The sequence below is a fragment of the Sorangium sp. So ce834 genome (assembly GCF_051521425.1).
GTDB lineage: Bacteria > Myxococcota_A > Polyangia > Polyangiales > Polyangiaceae > Sorangium > Sorangium cellulosum_D.
Genome location: NZ_CP150351.1, coordinates 7,765,003 through 7,781,465, shown reverse-complemented (window position 1 = coordinate 7,781,465; position 16,463 = coordinate 7,765,003). Strand labels below are relative to the sequence as shown.

The 16,463-nt window shown below is 71.6% G+C and carries 14 protein-coding genes; 9 read left to right on the top strand and 5 right to left on the bottom strand.

Annotated features, from left to right (window positions below; translation table 11 throughout):
- Positions 1–47 precede the first annotated feature (47 nt).
- The 6 genes from WMF20_RS28005 to WMF20_RS27980 all read left to right on the top strand — a co-directional run bounded on the left by WMF20_RS28005 (position 48) and on the right by WMF20_RS27980 (position 6,937).
- Positions 48–1,274, top strand: coding sequence for a leucine-rich repeat domain-containing protein (locus WMF20_RS28005; RefSeq protein ID WP_437604992.1), 1,227 nt, complete (start codon positions 48–50; stop codon positions 1,272–1,274).
- 186 nt (positions 1,275–1,460) lie between these two features.
- Complete coding sequence (locus tag WMF20_RS28000) at positions 1,461–2,000, top strand: hypothetical protein (RefSeq protein WP_437604991.1); 540 nt, start codon at positions 1,461–1,463, stop codon at positions 1,998–2,000.
- 50 nt (positions 2,001–2,050) lie between these two features.
- Entirely contained in the window at positions 2,051–2,764 is a 714-nt protein-coding gene (locus WMF20_RS27995; protein WP_437604990.1) for a zf-TFIIB domain-containing protein, read from the top strand.
- A 349-nt stretch (positions 2,765–3,113) separates the two neighbouring features.
- The gene (locus WMF20_RS27990) at positions 3,114–4,658 is read left to right on the top strand and encodes a glycoside hydrolase family 26 protein (protein ID WP_437604989.1); all 1,545 of its coding nucleotides are present in this window, start codon (positions 3,114–3,116) and stop codon (positions 4,656–4,658) included.
- Between the two features lie 48 nt (positions 4,659–4,706).
- Entirely contained in the window at positions 4,707–5,855 is a 1,149-nt protein-coding gene (locus WMF20_RS27985; protein WP_437604988.1) for an STAS domain-containing protein, read from the top strand.
- Between the two features lie 32 nt (positions 5,856–5,887).
- Positions 5,888–6,937: an iron-containing alcohol dehydrogenase family protein gene (locus WMF20_RS27980; RefSeq protein WP_437604987.1), complete on the top strand. Its 1,050-nt coding sequence runs from the start codon at positions 5,888–5,890 to the stop codon at positions 6,935–6,937.
- A gap of 13 nt (positions 6,938–6,950) precedes the next feature.
- On the opposite strand, the gene WMF20_RS27975 is transcribed toward WMF20_RS27980, so the two are convergent.
- From WMF20_RS27975 to WMF20_RS27965, 3 genes are read right to left on the bottom strand one after another with little or no spacing between them, the layout of a single operon-like run.
- Positions 6,951–7,769 carry an ABC transporter ATP-binding protein gene (locus WMF20_RS27975; protein ID WP_129577313.1) on the bottom strand — a complete coding sequence of 273 codons (819 nt, stop codon included), beginning with the start codon at positions 7,767–7,769 and terminating at the stop codon, positions 6,951–6,953.
- Positions 7,770–7,771: 2 nt separating this feature from the next.
- Positions 7,772–8,566 (bottom strand): ABC transporter permease subunit, encoded by a 795-nt coding sequence (locus tag WMF20_RS27970; protein ID WP_129577312.1) that lies wholly within the window; start codon positions 8,564–8,566, stop codon positions 7,772–7,774.
- Positions 8,563–9,603, bottom strand: coding sequence for a sulfonate ABC transporter substrate-binding protein (locus tag WMF20_RS27965; protein ID WP_437604986.1), 1,041 nt, complete (start codon positions 9,601–9,603; stop codon positions 8,563–8,565). Before WMF20_RS27965 ends, WMF20_RS27970 begins: the two co-directional genes overlap by 4 nt.
- Before the next feature lie 336 nt (positions 9,604–9,939).
- Here WMF20_RS27965 and WMF20_RS27960 point away from each other — a divergent pair, with 336 nt between their 5' ends.
- From WMF20_RS27960 to WMF20_RS27950, 3 genes are all read left to right on the top strand, one after another.
- A complete protein-coding gene (locus WMF20_RS27960; RefSeq protein WP_437604985.1) occupies positions 9,940–10,647 on the top strand; it encodes an SDR family NAD(P)-dependent oxidoreductase in 708 nt (235 codons plus the stop codon).
- 206 nt (positions 10,648–10,853) lie between these two features.
- On the top strand, positions 10,854–11,387 hold the full coding sequence (locus WMF20_RS27955) for a hypothetical protein (RefSeq protein ID WP_437617176.1): 534 nt from the start codon (positions 10,854–10,856) through the stop codon (positions 11,385–11,387).
- A 397-nt stretch (positions 11,388–11,784) separates the two neighbouring features.
- Positions 11,785–13,005, top strand: coding sequence for a pectate lyase family protein (locus WMF20_RS27950; RefSeq protein WP_437604983.1), 1,221 nt, complete (start codon positions 11,785–11,787; stop codon positions 13,003–13,005).
- 154 nt (positions 13,006–13,159) lie between these two features.
- On the opposite strand, the gene WMF20_RS27945 is transcribed toward WMF20_RS27950, so the two are convergent.
- On the bottom strand, positions 13,160–14,197 hold the full coding sequence (locus WMF20_RS27945; protein ID WP_437604982.1) for an NAD-dependent epimerase/dehydratase family protein: 1,038 nt from the start codon (positions 14,195–14,197) through the stop codon (positions 13,160–13,162).
- A complete protein-coding gene (locus WMF20_RS27940; protein WP_165374244.1) occupies positions 14,194–16,305 on the bottom strand; it encodes a glycoside hydrolase family 52 protein in 2,112 nt (703 codons plus the stop codon). Before WMF20_RS27940 ends, WMF20_RS27945 begins: the two co-directional genes overlap by 4 nt.
- Between the last annotated feature and the right edge of the window lie 158 nt (positions 16,306–16,463).

The window sequence follows — 16,463 nt, the reverse complement described above, 5'->3', positions numbered from 1 at the left end:
GCCGGCGGTATTCCGCGGCGGCACCGGGTTTGCTGAGGAGCCTCCGTATGCTCACCAGAACGCAGGGCTGCTTCGCCTTGGCCACGTGCCTTTCCCTCTTCGGCTGCGGCACCACGGTCGACGCCAGCCCGGCCCCGGAGGGCTGCGACGGCACCGTGGAAGTGCCGGATCCAGCGCTCGCCGCGGGTTTGCGAGAGCTGCTCGGCCTCGATGCCGACGAGCCGATTCCGGGGGCGGCGCTCGCCGTGCCTGAATCGCTCTCGCTCGACAACCTCGGCATCGAAAATCTGAGCGGCCTCGAGTGTGCCACGTCGGTCGAGCAGCTGTTCCTCGAGGGCAATCGGATCGAGGACATCTCGATCCTCATGCGTCTGCCGCGGCTCTACAACCTGCACCTGGACGCGAACCGGATCGTCTCGCTGGGGGCGCTCTCCGGGCATCAAGCGCTCATGACGCTGACCGCGAGAGACAACCTGGTGTCGTCGACGAGCGACCTGAACGATCTTCCGGAGCTTCAGAACCTGACCTTGTCGGGAAATCCGCTCGAGGCCCTAGAAGGGCTGGACGGCCTCGACGCCCTGTTCCATCTCTCGGTCGAACGGACCCTCGTCGCCGAGCTCTCGAGCCTCTCCAAGTTTCCGGCCCTGAACAACGCGTACTTCACTTACACCAAGGTGACGAGCCTCGCGACGCTGCCGAGCCACCACTCCCTGACGGCGCTCCACCTGGAGCGGGCCGAGGTCGAGGACGCGCGCATCGTGGCGTCTCTTCCGTTCCTCGAGGTCCTGATGCTCAGCGACAATCGCATCGCGTCGATTGCAGGGATCGAGCCCGCGAACGTGCCCCGCCTGAACAGCCTGGGGCTCGCCGGCAATCCGCTGACGGACACGTCCCCGCTCGCCAACCACCCGCAGCTCATGGTGGTTCAGATCGGCGACATCGGACCGAGCGGCGCGGATCTGAGCTGGGTCACGGGGCTCACGAACCTCATGTGGATCGAGGCGAGCTCCGACTCCATCACCGACCTCTCGCCGCTCGTGGGCGTACCGCGCGTCCACACGCTGGATCTGTCGGACAACCTGATCGAGGACGCGTCCCTGCTGAACGACATCGAGTTCGACCGCTGCGCGCGGGTCTCGATCGCGGGGAACCCCGGAGAAAGCTCCTTCGGCGACGTGCTGGACGCGCTCTGCGCGAATAACATCGTGGTCACGGGCTACTGCCTGCCCGCCGCGTGCGATCCCTGCGAGCACGGGGCTCATTGCGGCGAATGAGCGCGCCCGCCGAGGAGCGCAGCGCCAGCGCGCTGAGCTCCTGGTCCCCGGCGCCGTTCGGCCGAGTGAGGACGTCCCGGCGGTCGCTACAGATGAGCTCGCAAGGCTCCACGTTGCGGCAGCGGTGGATTGTGGTGCCTCAGCTTGACCACGGTGTGGCAGCCCAGTCCCCGCCGCCGCGCCTTCATGCCGCTAGAGCTTTTCAGTGCCAGCGCGCCGCCGGCCCGCTATCCTTTCCTGGGCATGGCGGTGCTGCTGCAGAACGACTTCCTGACGGTCTCGCTCGATCAGGAGCGCTCGATCGTCCGGAGCACCCGTTCCGAGCACACGTACGCGTCCCCCGACGAGTTCATCCGCATCCACACCGAGGCGCTCCAGGTCTATGAATCGCTCGATCGCCCGAGCCTCGGCCACCTCATCGACCTCCGCCGGCCCCCCATGAACAACGATCCGTCGTTCGAGGCCGCGACGATGCGCACCCGCAGCATGCTCGTCCAGGAGTTCGCCGCCGTCGCCATCGTCGTCCGGACCGCCGTGGGCGCCTTGCAGGTGAACCGGCTCCTGCGTGAGGAGAACAACGACAGCGTCGTCGTGCTCCACGACGAGGACGTCGCCCTGGGATACCTCGTCGAGGAGCTCCGCAAGGTGGTGCGCCGCTCCAGCACGCCGCCCGGCGGCCGAGACCGGAGCTCCCGCCCCTCGGCGCGCCCCCTCCGGGTGCGCTGAGCCCGCGGCGCCGCTTCTCGCGGGCGCGCCCTTCGCCTAGCATCGGGGCGATGCGCACGTGTCCGCGCTGCGGCCTCCTCATCAACGCCGAGGGGCGCTGCTATCCCGGGTGCACAGGCCCCCTCCTCGCCACCGTGCGCTGCGGCGGCTGCTACCAGCTGAACCTGCCCGACGCGGAGCGCTGCGACGGCTGCGGGCACGAGCTCGGCCTGGAGCCGATCGCAGAGCCCGACGCGCTCCTCTGCTCCGATTGCGGCGTGCCGTTCTCCGCGCTCCGCGCCCCCACAGGCCTCTTGCGCGACTGCGGCCGATGCGGCGGCCAGCTCGTCGACCACGCGCTCCTGCGCGACCTCCTGGAGCGCCGGGAGAGCTACGGCGCGGCCGCGCCGAGGCCGCCACGGCGGCCGGAGCACGTGGACGTCCGCGTGCGCTACGTCCGCTGCCCGGCGTGCGGCCAGCCGATGAACCGCAAGAACTTCGCCGGAAAGAGCGGCATCATCGTGGACATCTGCAGGGAACACGGCACCTGGTTCGACCGGGGCGAGCTCCCGCAGCTCCTCGCCTTCGCCGAGTCCGGCGGCACCGCGAGGGCGCGCCAGCAGCAGATCGAGGACGAGGAGCGCTCGCGCCGGCAGGCGGAGATCGCCAGGGAGACGGCGAGGCGGACGAGCGTCGCCACGATGGCCTCGTCCTGGGACGCCCGGAAAGCCCGGCTGGACGCGGTGAAGGAGCTGCTCGAGCTCCTGTCGCGGATCTCCGGCTGAGCGGAGCCCACGGCGCCCGACGATAGGCCGCCGGCGAAAGGCGGCGGACAACGGACGAGGCCCGCGCACGCCCGGAGCGCCGCCGGCGCGGCGGTTACAACTCTTCTCCAGATCATCACACTACTTAACAGTCCAGCGCGCGTGTGCGCATGTCGCAGGAGGCGCTGCGCGAAAGCCCCAGGGACCAGCGCGGCCAAGCGCGGTGAGCGCGATGTCCGACAAGGCATCCTATTGAGCTCTCCGCGTGCAGCGTGGCTGCAGAAGGCGCGAAATTCAATCAACGTCTTGCCCGTCGATCGATATGTGCTTTCTCTATCATCCTATGATGACTTCTCGGACCCGCTTTGCCTTGCTCGATGAGCGACTCCTCCTCTGCGCCGCGCCCGCGCTCCTCGCCGCCTGCAGCTCGGGAGAGCTCGCCGGAACGGAGCCGTCGGAACAGCTCGCGTCGGCCGTGGCCCAGACGGCGAGCCTCGTGCCGACGAGCGACGTCGCGCTCGACAAGATCTGGGGTGGGGGCGGCACGGCGCCCATCTTCCGGCTCGTCGACGACGGCACCTCGTTCGCGGCGAGCGACGGCGGCGGCACGTTCGCGCGGAGCGCGCCAGGCGCCGCGACGGCGTCGCTCACGCTCGGCTACGCGGGCGCCCCGGCGGGCGGCGCGCGCCAGGTCGTCGTCAACGTCCAGGCCTGGGCGATCAACGGCGGCGCGGGCACCGTGCGCGTCCACCTCTACGACGGCGACACCCTGCTCGGCTCCGGCCCGGCGCGCGCGCTCAGCGCGAGCCAGCAGAACCTGAGCGAGACGTTCGGCGGCCTCGCCGTGGCGAACGGCGACCGGCTGCGGACCGAGCTCGTCTTCCAGAACACCGCCGGCACAGGCTCGCTCGTCTCCTCGATCGTCTGGATCGACGTCACGACGCCGGACGACGACGGCGGCGGTTCGCCCCCGGACGAGGAGCCCGTCGTGTCGGACAAGCTCGTGCCGAGGAACGGCGCCTGGTGGGGCGCCTACAACTCGTCGAGGAACTATGGCTGGGACTGGGGCCTCGCGATCAAGGACTTCGAGGCGAAGGCCGGCCGCAAGCTCGATATCGTGTACCGCTACCACGACTGGGGGACCACCGATAACGGCGTCTTCCCGGACAGGTTCGAGACGGCGCAGATGAACGAAGGCACCATCGTCCACCTGTCGTGGGAGTCGCGCCGCTACTCGGCGGGCCAGAACGTCACGTGGACCGAGATCGCGAACGGCTCGCAGGACGCCGTCATCCGGGCGGCCGCGGAGCGCGCCAAGAACGCGCCCGGAAAATTCATGATCGCCTTCGACCACGAGATGGACAACACCGACGTCCACAGCGCCGACGGCCCGGACGCCGACTACGTCGCCGCGTACCGGCGCATCGTCGACATGTTCCGCGCGGCGGGCGCCACCAACGTGGTGTGGGTCTGGACCCCGATGGGCTGGAGCGGCACCCGCGCCCGGCTCCCCGCGCTCTACCCCGGAGACAGCTACGTCGACTGGATCGGGTACGATCCGTACAACTTCTACGAGTGCAACGGATCGGGGTGGAAAGATCCCGCGACGACGTTCGGGGGTCACTACGACTGGATGCACGCGCCCGCGCAGATGGCCTGGCACGGCGAAAAACCGTACATCCTGAGCGAGTTCTCCAGCCACGAGGACCCGGCCGACCCGAACCGCAAGGGCCAGTGGATGCGCGGCATCGTCGACGCCCTGAAGCGGTATCCCGACATCAAGGCGGTGCAATTCTACAACTCCAACGTGACCCACCGGAGCCCTTGCAAGCTGGCCGTCGACTCGAGCAGCCAGTCCGTGGCCGGCTATGCAGCGGCGGGGAGTGACCCGTACGTGAACCAGCCGCATTACTGATGCTGCGTGCAGGACGGTCGAGGGCGTCGTATGACGTGCCGCCACGACATGACGTCCCTCGACCAGCGCCTGTCGGCCCTCGAGCTGTCGATCCTGCCGACCTGGGTCTACGACCACGACCGATACCGCTTCCCCTGGGCCAACGCCAAGGCCCTCCAGTTCTGGCGCGCGGCGGATCGCGCCGAGCTGTACGCGCGCGATCTCTCGGACCTGTCGCCGGCCGTCCGCGCGCGGCTCGACGGCTACGTCCGCGTCGTCGCCGAGGGCGGCACCGTCGTGGAGGACTGGACGCTCTACCCGCGCGGGGCGCCCGCCACGGTGACGCTCCACGGCCAGGCGATCCGCCTCGACGACGGGCGGCTCGCCGTCCTGTTCCAGGCGCTGCCGCAGTCGTCCGACGTCGACGCCTCCATGGTGCGCGGCGTGGAGGCGGTGCGGCACTCGTCGGTGCTGGTCAGCCTCGTCGACCGCGCGGGGAAGGCGCTCTTCCACAACCCCGCGGCCCTGCGCGCCCTCGGCGACGCGCCGCAGATCGACGCGGTGTTCCCGGACGAGGACGCGGGCGCGGCGATCCGTGGGGCGATCGACGCCGAGGCGCCCTGGTCGGGGGAGCTCAAGGTCCTCACGACCGAGGGCGAGCGGTGGCACCGGGTGGAGGCGCGCCCCACGACCGATCCCGTGACCGGCGGCCGCGCGGTGCTCGTCCAGCAGCTCGACGTCACGGCGCAGCGGCGCGCCGAGGGGCGGATCGAGCAGCAGGGCCGGCTCATCGACGAGCTGAACCGCTCGCTCGCCCTCGTCGAGGAGCAGCGGCGGCAGATCCTCACGCTCTCGGCGCCGATCCTCGACGTCGGCCGGGGCACGCTCGCCGTGCCGCTCATCGGGCGCCTCGACGCCGAGCGCGCCGGCGAGCTCGGCGAGCGGCTCCTGCCCGCCATCGTGGCGCAGCGGGCGTCGTACGTGGTCCTCGACGTCACCGGCGCCGACGCGCTGGATCCGGACGGCGCCGCCGCACTGGAGCAGCTGGCGCGCGCGATCCAGCTGCTCGGCTCCCGGCCTATCCTGACCGGCGTTCGCCCGGAGGTCGCCCGCGCGCTCGCGGACGTCGACCTCGGCGAGGACCTGCTCGTCCTGAGCAGCCTCGGCCGCGGCCTGGAGGTCAGCCGCAGGCGCGCCGCGGCGCGGCGGCGGGCCTAGGCGCGGCGCGGCGGCGGGCCTAGGAGACGCGCATGCCCGCTGCCACCCAGATCGGCATCCCCACGCTGGTGCGCATCAAGCCCGGGGCGCTCCCGCGCAGCGGGCTCTACCTCGCGCGGGCGGGGCGCCGCCACGTCCTGCTGCTGGCGAGCGAAGGGACGCCGGCCGCCATCGAGGCGGCGATGCGCGAGGGCCTGGACGCGCAGGCGATCGAGGTCGTGGCCCGGCGCGAGGTCGGCTCCGCCAGCGTCGAGGAGGCCTCGGCGCTCCTGCCCGCGCTCCCCTCGCGGTGCGACGCGATCGTCGGGCTCGGCGGCGGCCGCGCCCTCGACACGGCCAAATACCTCGCGTCCCTCGCCCGCCTGCCGTTCCTCGCCGTGCCCACCTCGCTCTCGAACGACGGCTTTTGCAGCCCCTCGGCCAGCCTCACGGTGGGCGGCAGGCGCCGCTCGCTCCCTTGCGCGGTCCCGTTCGGCGTGGTGGTCGACACCGAGGTCTGCCTGCGCGCGCCGGAGGTGCTGTGGCTCTCCGGCGTGGGCGATCTCGTGGCCAAGGTGACCGCGGTCCACGACTGGAAGCTCGCGTTCCACGCGCGCGGCGAGCCGGTCAACGACTTCGCCGCCCTGCTCTCGGACGCGACCGTGTTCCAGTTCATGGCGCGCCCCCGGCGCGACCTCGAGGGCATGCGCCTGCTCGCGACGGCGCTCATGCTGAACGGCATCTCCATGGAGATCGCCGGGTCGTCCCGGCCGGCGAGCGGCAGCGAGCACCTCATCTCCCACGCGCTCGACCAGACCTCCGGCCGGCCGCGGCTCCACGGCCTCCAGGTCGGCACGGCCGCCTACGTGGTCAGCCAGCTCCAGGGGCGGGAGACGGATCACCTCGCCGCCGTCCTCGACGCGACCGGCTTCTGGGACGCGATCCGGGCAGACCCGTTCTCGCTCGACGAGTGGCTCGAGGCGGTCCGCGTCGCGCCGGAGATCAAGCCCGGCTACTACACGATCCTCTCGTCCCGCGACTGCGTGTCCGAGGTCGAGGCGATCCTCCGGACCGATCCGCGCCTGAAGGGGTGCTTCGCCTGATCCGCGGCCGCGCTCACTCCGCGCCGGCGAGGAGGGGCGCCGCCACGGGCGGCGGGAAGTCCGCCCGCGAGGGGGGCGGCGTGGGCGGGCCCTCGCCGGACGCGAGGATCGTCCGGAGCAGCGCGCCGGTGAGGCGACCGACCTCCGGGAGCTCCCGGGCGCGGGGCCGCGGCAGGTCGACGGCGACGCTCTCGGTGATGCGGCCCTCGTCGAACACGAGCACGCGGTCGCCGAGCAGGACCGCCTCCTGGACGTCGTGCGTCACCAGGATGGCGGTGAAGCCGTGCTGGGCCCACAGCGACTCGACGAGGCGCTGGGCGCCGATCCGCGTCAGGGCGTCGAGCGCCCCGAACGGCTCGTCGAGGAGCAGGACCTTGGGGTCGTGCACGAGCGCGCGCGCGAGGGCGACCCGCTGCCGCTGGCCGCCCGAGAGCACGCCGGGGTAGTCGTCCTGGCGGTCGAGCAGGCCGACCCGGGCGAGGACGTCGCGGGCGCGCTCGCGGCGCTCCTTCGGCAGGCCGATGCAGACGTTCTGGAGGACCGTGCGCCACGGCATCAGCCGCGGCTCCTGGAAGACGACGCGCACGGCCGCGCCGCCCGTGACGCCCCCCCGCGAAAGGACGCGCGCCGCGCCGCCCGTGGGCTGCTCGAGGCCGCACAGGATGCGGAGCAGGGTGCTCTTGCCCGAGCCGCTCCGCCCGACGATGGTCAGGAGCTCGCCAGGCTGGACGTCGAGCTCGATGCCCGAGAGGACAGGCTTGTCGTCGAACCGCTTCTCGAGCCGCTCGAGGAGGACCCGTGCGCCGCTGCGGTGATCCTTCGGCACGCTCATGTTCACCCCGCGTCCATCCGCTGCAATCGAGGCTGCCAGGGCAAGAGCCGGCGCTCGGCCCAGCGCGCCAGGGAGTCGGCCAGCTTGCCGAGGAGCGCCCAGAGCACGATCGTGAGCACGAGCAGGTCCATCTGCATGAACTCCCGCGCGTTCATCGCGACGTAGCCGAGGCCCTGCGTCGCGCCGATCGTCTCGGCGACGATCAGCACGAGCCACGAGAGCCCGAGCGCGAAGCGGAGGCCCACCAGGATCGACGGGAGCGCGCCGGGGAGGATGACCTCGCGGTAGAGCGCGAGCCCGCGGACGTCGTAGACGCGCGCCATCTCGATGATGTGCGGGTCCACGCTGCGGACGCCATGGAAGGTGTTGAGGTAGACGGGGAAGAGCACCGTCACCGCGACGATGAAGAGCTTGGCGGTCTCGCCCAGCCCGAACCACAGGATGACGAGCGGCACGAGCGCCAGCGCGGGGATGGCGCGCAGCATCTGGATGGGCCCGTCGACCACGAGCTGGAGCGCGCGGGAGAGCCCCGTGGCCAGGCCCAGCACGAGCCCGATGCCGGCGCCGATCGCGAGCCCGCCGAGCGCGCGCAGCGCGCTGACGCCGAGGTGCGCCGGGAGGCCGCCGCTCCGCGTGGCGTGCACCGCGGCGAGCACCACCTCCGAGGGCGAGGGCAGCAGGCTCTTCGGGATGACCTGCAGACGGGACAGGGCCTCCCAGACGAGCACCAGCGCGAGCGGGGCGATCCAGGGGGCCAGGCTCCGGCCGAGCGCGCCGGGCGCGCGGCCGGCCGTCATCGAGCGGCTCCGTACGCGGCCGCTGACAGGAAGGCGTCCTCCACGCGGATGTCGCGCGGGATGACCGCGAGCTTGTGGAGCGTGTCGGCGATGTCCTGCTGCTTCTTCAGGATCTCGGGCGTGATCGGCAGGAGGCCGAACGAGCGCCGGCGCTCGGAGGTGAGGAACGCCTCGTAGGCGACGCCCGACGACTTCGCGAGGATCTGCGCGGCCTCCTCCGTGTGCTCGCGCTCCCACGCGCTCAGGGCCTGGTACTCCTCGAGCACGATCCGCAGGAGCTCCGGGTGCTGCTCGGCGAACTCCCGCCGGGCGACGTAGAAGAGGTGGTTGTCGACGAGCCCCTCGCCGCTCTGGAGGATGCGCGCGCCGGCGAGCTCCGCCGCGACGAGGAACGGGTCCCAGATCACCCAGGCGTCGACCTGGCCGCTCTCGAACGCGCTGCGCGCGTCCGCCGGCGCGAGGAACGAGACCTGGAGATCGTCGAGCGTCAGGCCGGCGCCCTCGACGGCCCGGACCAGGAGGTAGTGCACGTTGGAGCCGCGGTTGACCGCGACGCGCTTGCCCTTGAGGCCCGCGACGCTGGTGATCGGGGAGCCCTTCGGCACGACGATCGCCTCGGCCTTCGGCGCCGGCGGGTCGGTGGCGACGTACACGAAGGGCACGCCGCCCGCCTGCGCGAAGACCGGGGGCGTCTCGCCGACGTGGCCGACGTCCACGGCGCCGGCGCGCATCGCCTCGAGCAGCGGAGGCCCGGCCGGGAACTCGACCCACTCGGCACGGGCGTTCTTCGCCTCGAGCGCCTGCTTCAGGCGGTCGGCGCGGTCCTTGAGGAGGTAGGGGGTGCCGATCTTCTGGTAACCGAGGCGGACGACCCCCGCCTCGCGCCGGTCCTGCGCCGGCGCCGGCGCGGCGGCGTCGGCCGCGAGCGTGGCGCCCGGCTCACCGCCGCCGCGATCGCAGCCGAACAGGGCGAACGCCAGCGCAGCGCAGCCGAGCAGCCCGGAGCGGATCCTCGTGAAGGGGGTGTGCCTGATCATGGGAGTTCTTCCGGACGCCTTCCGGCGCGCCTGGGACAGCGCTGGCCGATTCCAGGTGCCGAGGCGCCGGCGAGACGATCGCACCGGGATGCAACCGCAGGCCCCTGGCAGCCGCCGTGCCACGCAGGAAACCGTTGTCTTTCGCGCGGTTACAGGCCCATCGCCCCGGCGGAGGCCGGCGGGCGCTGCTGCTCCAGCAGCACGCGATCCGCAAAGAATGCTGCTGGAGCAGCACCGGAGGAGCGCCCGGCGCCCGGCCGCGCGGCCGCGGCGGGACGCCCGGCCGCCGTACTTTTGAGCTGCCAGGCGAGCTCTGCTCTGCCATAAGGCGCCGCCATGACGGTGGAAATTCGTGGAAAGTGGGCGCTGATCACCGGCGCGAGCCGGGGGATCGGGAAGCAGATCGCGCGGGGCCTGGCGGGCCTCGGCTGCAACCTCGTCCTGCACAGCCGCGACGCGGCGCACACGCGGGAGCTCGAGGGCGAGCTCGCCGGCAAGGGGATCCGGGTGAGCGCCGTCTCCGGGGAGCTGTCGGACCAGGCGGCGGTCGACCGGATGCTCGACGGCGCCATCGCCGCGTCGGGCGGGATCGACATCCTGTTCAACAACGCCGCCGTCATGACGCCTTTCCGCGTCTCGCCCACGGAGACGCCGGCGGAGGACTACCGGCTCAGCTTCGAGGTGAACGTCATCAGCCCGATCCGGATCACCTACCGGCTGCTGCCGACGATGCTGGAGCGCCGCTGGGGCCGCATCATCCAGGTGACCTCCGGGATCCAGGACCAGCCGGAGCTCATGGCCTATGCCGCGTCGAAGGCCGCGCTCGACAAGTTCGTGCGCGACACGGTCCCTTCGCTGCGCGGCACAGGCGTGCTGATGAACCTCCTCGACCCGGGCTGGCTGCGCACCGATCTCGGCGGGCCCAAGGCGCCGAACGACGTGGAGTCCGTCCTGCCCGGCGCGCTCGTGCCGGCGCTGGTCGACGGCGAGATCCACGGCGTGCTGTTCCGTGCGCAGGACTACGCGCGTCCCGCCGCGCGCTGAGGCGCCCTGAGCGCCCCGGCGCGAAAGATTGTGTCGCGCTCGCGGTACGTGTGTTGCTAAAGTCGTCGGAGGTGAAAGCGATCTCGGAGCCTCGGGCGGAGACGAGACGTCGTGCGGCCGGTGAAGCGGGGAGAGCTTCCCTGGCGCGCACGACGGTCGTCGACGCGTGTCCATCGCGGTGGCGACGCTGGGTTGCGCTCTTGCCGATGCTGGTCTGCGGCTGCTCGCTGGAGGGGCTGTCCGTGGCGTGGGACACATCGTCGTCCACCGGGGGCGGCGATGGCGGCTACCCCAGGATCAGGGTCGAGGCCGAGGACGACCCGCCATGCGAGCTCTCCGGCGGTTTCGAGCGCGTGGAAGATCCGCTGGCGAGCGGCGGGCAGTACGTCGCCGTCCCCGAGGTCGCGGGTTGCGGCGTCTCCCGGGTCGATTGCGAGTTCCCGATCAGCGAGGCCGGCACCTACCGGATCAGGGCCAGGGTCGCCGAGGGACCCACCGCGGGCGAGGACAACTCGTTCTGGATCAGCGTGGACGACAAGCCGGATTCCCCATACAGGTACGACTTCACCGGCGCAGAGTTCCACGAAGATTACGTGAGCCCGTCGAAAGACGACACAGGAGACGACACAGCGGCGCCGCTCAAGTTCGCGCTCGATCGCGGGACGCACATCGTCACGTTCGGGTGCCGCGAGGACGCGTCTAGGCTCGACTGGATCGAGCTCGTGCGAATCGGCCCCTGAGACCCTCGAGGAGCGCCGCAGCAGCGAGCCCGAGGGCGCACGAGGCGCCCGGCGCCACGGCGCATGTCAGCGCCGGGGCCGACGACGCGGTGCCTCACGTGTCCACCGTGTCAACCTGCGGTTGACAGGCTCGTTGCGGCGTTGCGGATGCCGCCGGAGAAGAGGAAGCGCGCTGCCGTCGTCTTGGCGGAAAAATGCCGAGAAGGGTCGCGATCCGTGCGGCGTCGAGCCGTCGTGGGCTGGTGGCACATGCGTTGCTGAGAAGCTCGCTCGAACGGCCCGTGCGCTGTCCGGCTTGTCCACCGCGTCGCGCGCGCTGCTTGGCTCATCACGGAAAGGTAACTTGCGCATGAAGTTCGATTCTCGAGTCGCTTGGGCTGCGATGATCGCGCTCGGTATGACTGGCCTCTCGGCGGCAGGGTGCGGCTCCGATGCGTCGGATCCGGAAGAGAACGACGGCCAGCCGACGAGCAGCGGGAGCGTCAGCTCCACCACCAGCGCCAGCGCCAGCTCCGGCGGGATCGGCGCGGGCAGCGGCACGGGCGGCTCCGGCAGCGGCGAGGGCGGCTCCGGCGGCGGCACGGGCGGCGCCGGCAGCGGCGAGGGCGGGTCCGGCAGCGGCGAGGGTGGCTCAGGCAGCGGTGAAGGCGGCGCGGGCAGCGGCGAGGGTGGCTCCGGCAGCGGCACCGGCGGCAGCAGCCCCGGCGGCGCGGACTTCAGGCTCTACGGCTACGCCACGACCGACGGTGGCACCACCGGCGGCAAGGGCGGAGCGGTCGTCTCCGTGAGCTCGCTCGACGCGCTCCGGACCGAGGCCGCGAAGGACGGGGCCCTGATCATCCAGATCACCGGCAAGATCAGCGGCAGCGGTGATGACGTGGACGTCGCCTCCAACAAGACCATCGTGGGGGTCGGGTCGAGCGGAGAGATGCAGGGGATCGGGCTCAACCTGAGGAGAGCCTCCAACATCATCATCCGCAACATGAAGATCCACCACGTGCTGGCCAGCAGCGGCAACGGCGACGCCATCCACCTGGACGAGAGCCACAACGTGTGGATCGACCACTGCGAGCTCTGGGCGGACTCGCCCGCCGTGAACTCCGACAAGGACAAGTACGACGGCCTCATCGACGCGACCCACGAGTCCTCGAACATCACGATCTCGTGGACCTACCTGCACGATCACTGGAAGGGCATGCTGGTCGGCTCGTCGGACAGCGACGACAGCGATCGCCGCATCACGTTCCATCATAACCATATCAACAACGTGAACTCCCGCCTCCCGAGCTACCGCGGCGGCAACGGGCACGTGTTCAACAACTACTTCGAGAACGTCCCCACGTCCGGGGTCAACTCGCGCGTCGGCGCCTGCCTGCGGGTCGAGGGCAACCACTTCTACAAGGTGAAGAACCCCATCACCACGCTGGACAGCGCGGCCGGCGGCACGGATCGCAAGGACAACCTCTTCGAGGAGACCACGGGGACGCAGGCGTCCGGCGCGGACTGCTCCTGGGCGGCGCCGTACGACTATCCGCTCGACAGGTCGGCCGACGTGAAGGCGCTCGTCCTCACGCACGCGGGCGTAGGCAAGATCGATCCCCTCGAGGACCTGCCCTGACGCGGGCCGCCCGGCGGCCGGCGCAGCGCTCCGGCCGGCGCGGCGCCCGCAGGAGCGCCGCGCCCGCGCCGCCGGAGCGCTCCCACCCGAAAGCTCGCGTGGGAGGCTCCGTGAGGCGGCGAGGCCGCCTGTCGGACGGCGACGGCGGCAGGGATCAGGACTCGGGCTCGTTGCCCCACGGGTTGAAGTCGTGCACCTGCCCCGGCGCGGGCTTCTGGCCCCGGGTGAACGCGTCGAGCAGGACGTCCTGGAGCGGCTCTTCGTCCGCGCGCCGGTAGGTCCCCGCGCGCTCCGACCAGGCGATCTGGCGGCGGAAGGTCTCGACCAGCGGCACCGTGGTCCGGAAGCCGAGGTCGCGCGCCGCCTTGCCGTTGTCGAAGATCGACCCGTATTGGTAGATGAACTTGACGCCCACCATGCGGCGAGGGGCGACCTCGTAGAGCCAGTCGGTCGGGATCGAGACGACGGGGGACTTGCCGCCGGCGGCCTCCTGCAGCGCGGCGAAGACGCCGCCCCACGTGGTGTGCTCGTCGCTCGTGAGGTGGTACGCCTGCCCGTAGGCCTTGTCGTTGCCGAGCGCGTTCACGAACCCGCGGGCCACGTCGGAGACGTGCGCGATGGCCCACGGCGCCCTGCCGTCGTCGTGGACGATGAGCGGCAGGCCGCGCCGGGCGCGATCGGCCATCGAGTCGTCGAAATAGAGCGCGCCGAGCGCCGTGTGGCCCTTGCCGGTCGTGAACGACGGGCGCAAGATCGTGGTCTTGAGCCCGTTCTGGCCGTTCGCCGCGAGCAGCGTCGACTCGATGCGCGACTTGTTCTGGCCATACTTCGTCACCGGGCGGTGCGGCTCGTCGTCGGTCGCCGGCGAGCGCGTGAGCGGCCCGCCGTAGACGCACACCGTCGAGCAGACGACCAGGTGGCCCGCGCGGCCCGAGAACGCCCGGAGCAGCGAGTCGGCGTTCTCCGGGGCGAAGGCGACCATGTCGATCACGGCGTCGAACGTGCGCTGCTGCATCTCGCGCTCGAACTCGGCGTATTTCCAGCGATCGCCGGCGATGACCTCGACGTCCCCCTCGAACCGCCGCGCCGTCACGCCGCGGTTGTAGAGCGTGACGCGATCGCCCCGGTCGAGGAGCTGCTGCACGATGGCGGTCGAGATGAGCCCGGTCCCGCCGATGATGAGGACCCTCATGACTGCTTCTGCCCCGCCCCCGCCGCGGGCTCGTCCAGCCAGAGGATGGCCGTCACGCCGCGCGGGTAGTAGCGGCTGCCGACGGGCACGCCGCGCTGCATCTGGTCGGAGTAGGCCCAGTAGCCGGAGCCCTCGATCTGCCAGCGGACGTGGGCCTCCTCGTGGCGCTCGGGGTCGGGGAGATCGGCCTTCAGGATCGCGCGGGCGATGTGCTGGCAGAGCGCGATCTTGCTCGCCCAGGAGTTGTCGCTGCTGCTCGAGAGCTTCCAGCCGCCCTCGGGGAACAGGCACAGCCCGGGCTTCAGGATGGTGTGGAGGTGGCGACGGAGCACCCGGACGAGCTCGCCGTGCTCGGCCTCGTCGAGCAAGCCCATGACGTGCGGGTAGAGGAGCCCCTCGATCGCGGGGATGATCGCGCTCGTCGAGCTGCCGTCGAGCAGGGCGGGGATGTAGCCCGACGGCTCGTGGAAGGCCGACACGATCGCGCGCGCGGCCTTCTGGCCCGCCGCCTTGGCCTCGGCGGCGCGGGGGGCGTCCCCGCAGCGCTCGAGGAGGTGGGCGAGCACGACGTACGACGCCCACGTCTTGCCGGCCAGGTAGAGGTTGCCGCGCGCGCGGCCGAGCGAGTGATCGAGCGAGTCGTAGGTCGTGATCTCGGCGCCGGTGCCGCAGCGGCTGCTGTCGAGCGCCATGACGCCGGCCCGCGCGCCCGGCTCGGGCGCGTCGCGGTGGAGCAGGCTCGCGAGCAGCTCGGCGAAGAGGCCCCGGTGGCGCTCGAGGAAGCCCTTGTCGCCGGTGCGCGCGGCGTACACGCCGGCGCAGCAGATCCAGTTCGTGAGCTGCTCGTGCGTCATGAAGCTGAAGCAGATGGCGTCGAGGTTCGGGCGCTCGTAGCTGGAGTCGCCGGCGGGCGAGAAGTGGTTGCCGACGCCCATGTCGTGCGTGAACGACACCCCGCCGGGCAGGAGCTCGCCGCCCGCGCCGGGGCGCTTCACCTGGTCGCGGTAGCTGTAGCGATCGACGTAGAGATCGAGGACGTTGCGCACGGCCCAGGGCGCGTAGCGCAGCTCGAAGAAGAGGTGATCGATCGCGAGATCGAAGGTGTTCATCATCTCGTACTCGCCCTCGTTCACGACCCACAGCGGCGCGGGCGGCGAGGCGTCGTCGAGCGCCGTGTCCAGCCACTCGGTCGACCCGAAGTAGCCGTGCGTCGCCTGGGCGAGCAGCCACTTCTGGGCGGGGCTGAGCGCCGACCGCGCGAGCTCCGCGTCGCGCTGGGCCGCCTCGCGGACGAGCGCCTCGCGGCGGTCGAGCGCGGAGGAGAGGACGTCCTCGAGCCGGCGGAAGTAGCGGGTGTAGGCGTAGCGTGCCTCGACGCCGGTCGTGATGGCGCCGGCGTCGTGGAAGCCGAGCGCGATCCAGACCTCGCGCTTTTGCCCCGCCGGGACCTCGATGACGAGGCCGCCGGTCTTGCCGAGGCGGAACAGCCGGTCGGCGCTGCCGTCGAACGCGTGCTCGGGCGTGAAGGCCTGGAAGGCGCGGAGGCCGGGCTCCGGGCGGCAGGCGAAGCCCCAGCGCCGGCCGTGCGCGACGCCGACGAGGCGGCCGTCGCTCTCGGTCTCGAGGTCGCGCAGGCTCGGCGCGTCGAGCGCGAAGAGGCCCGTCAGGGGCTTGTCGCTGCCGGTGTTGTCGAGCTCGAGGCGGGCGATGAGCGCCGGGCACGAGCGCTCGGCGACCTCGGAGGGCGGCGCCGTGCGCGGGTCGGGGATCGGGCCGAACGGCGAGTAGATCGCGAGCGTCAGGCGCCCGGCGCGGATCGTGTCGCTCGCCCACCCGAGCTCGCGGCGGATGTCCTGATCGCCGAAGACGCGGCGCATCCGCGTGTCGTTGCTCAAGGTGACGCCGAAGGGGACGTCCGGGCCGCGCTGGCCCTCGAAGTAGGGGAGACAGAAGAAGTCCCCGTCGCCCTCGCGGTAGCCGATGAAGAGGTTCGACTCTCCCGGGCGGCCCACCTGGGAGGCGAACCCGCCCCGGCGGTTGAAGCTGCCGAGCGTGAAGGAGGCAAAAGCGCCGACCGGCGCGTGCTGGACATTGTAGGAGGAGGTCACGGCGGCAAGATACCGTAATCGCCTCGCGAAGCGCTCCCGGGAAGCAAGCTCGCGGAAGGGAGCCCGCGGTGGCGGCGTGCGGCGCCATGGCAAACTTGGGTCCGTACCACCCGGCGGGCGCGCCGAGGTGGGGCGGCCCTCCGGCGGCCGCCCGGGCC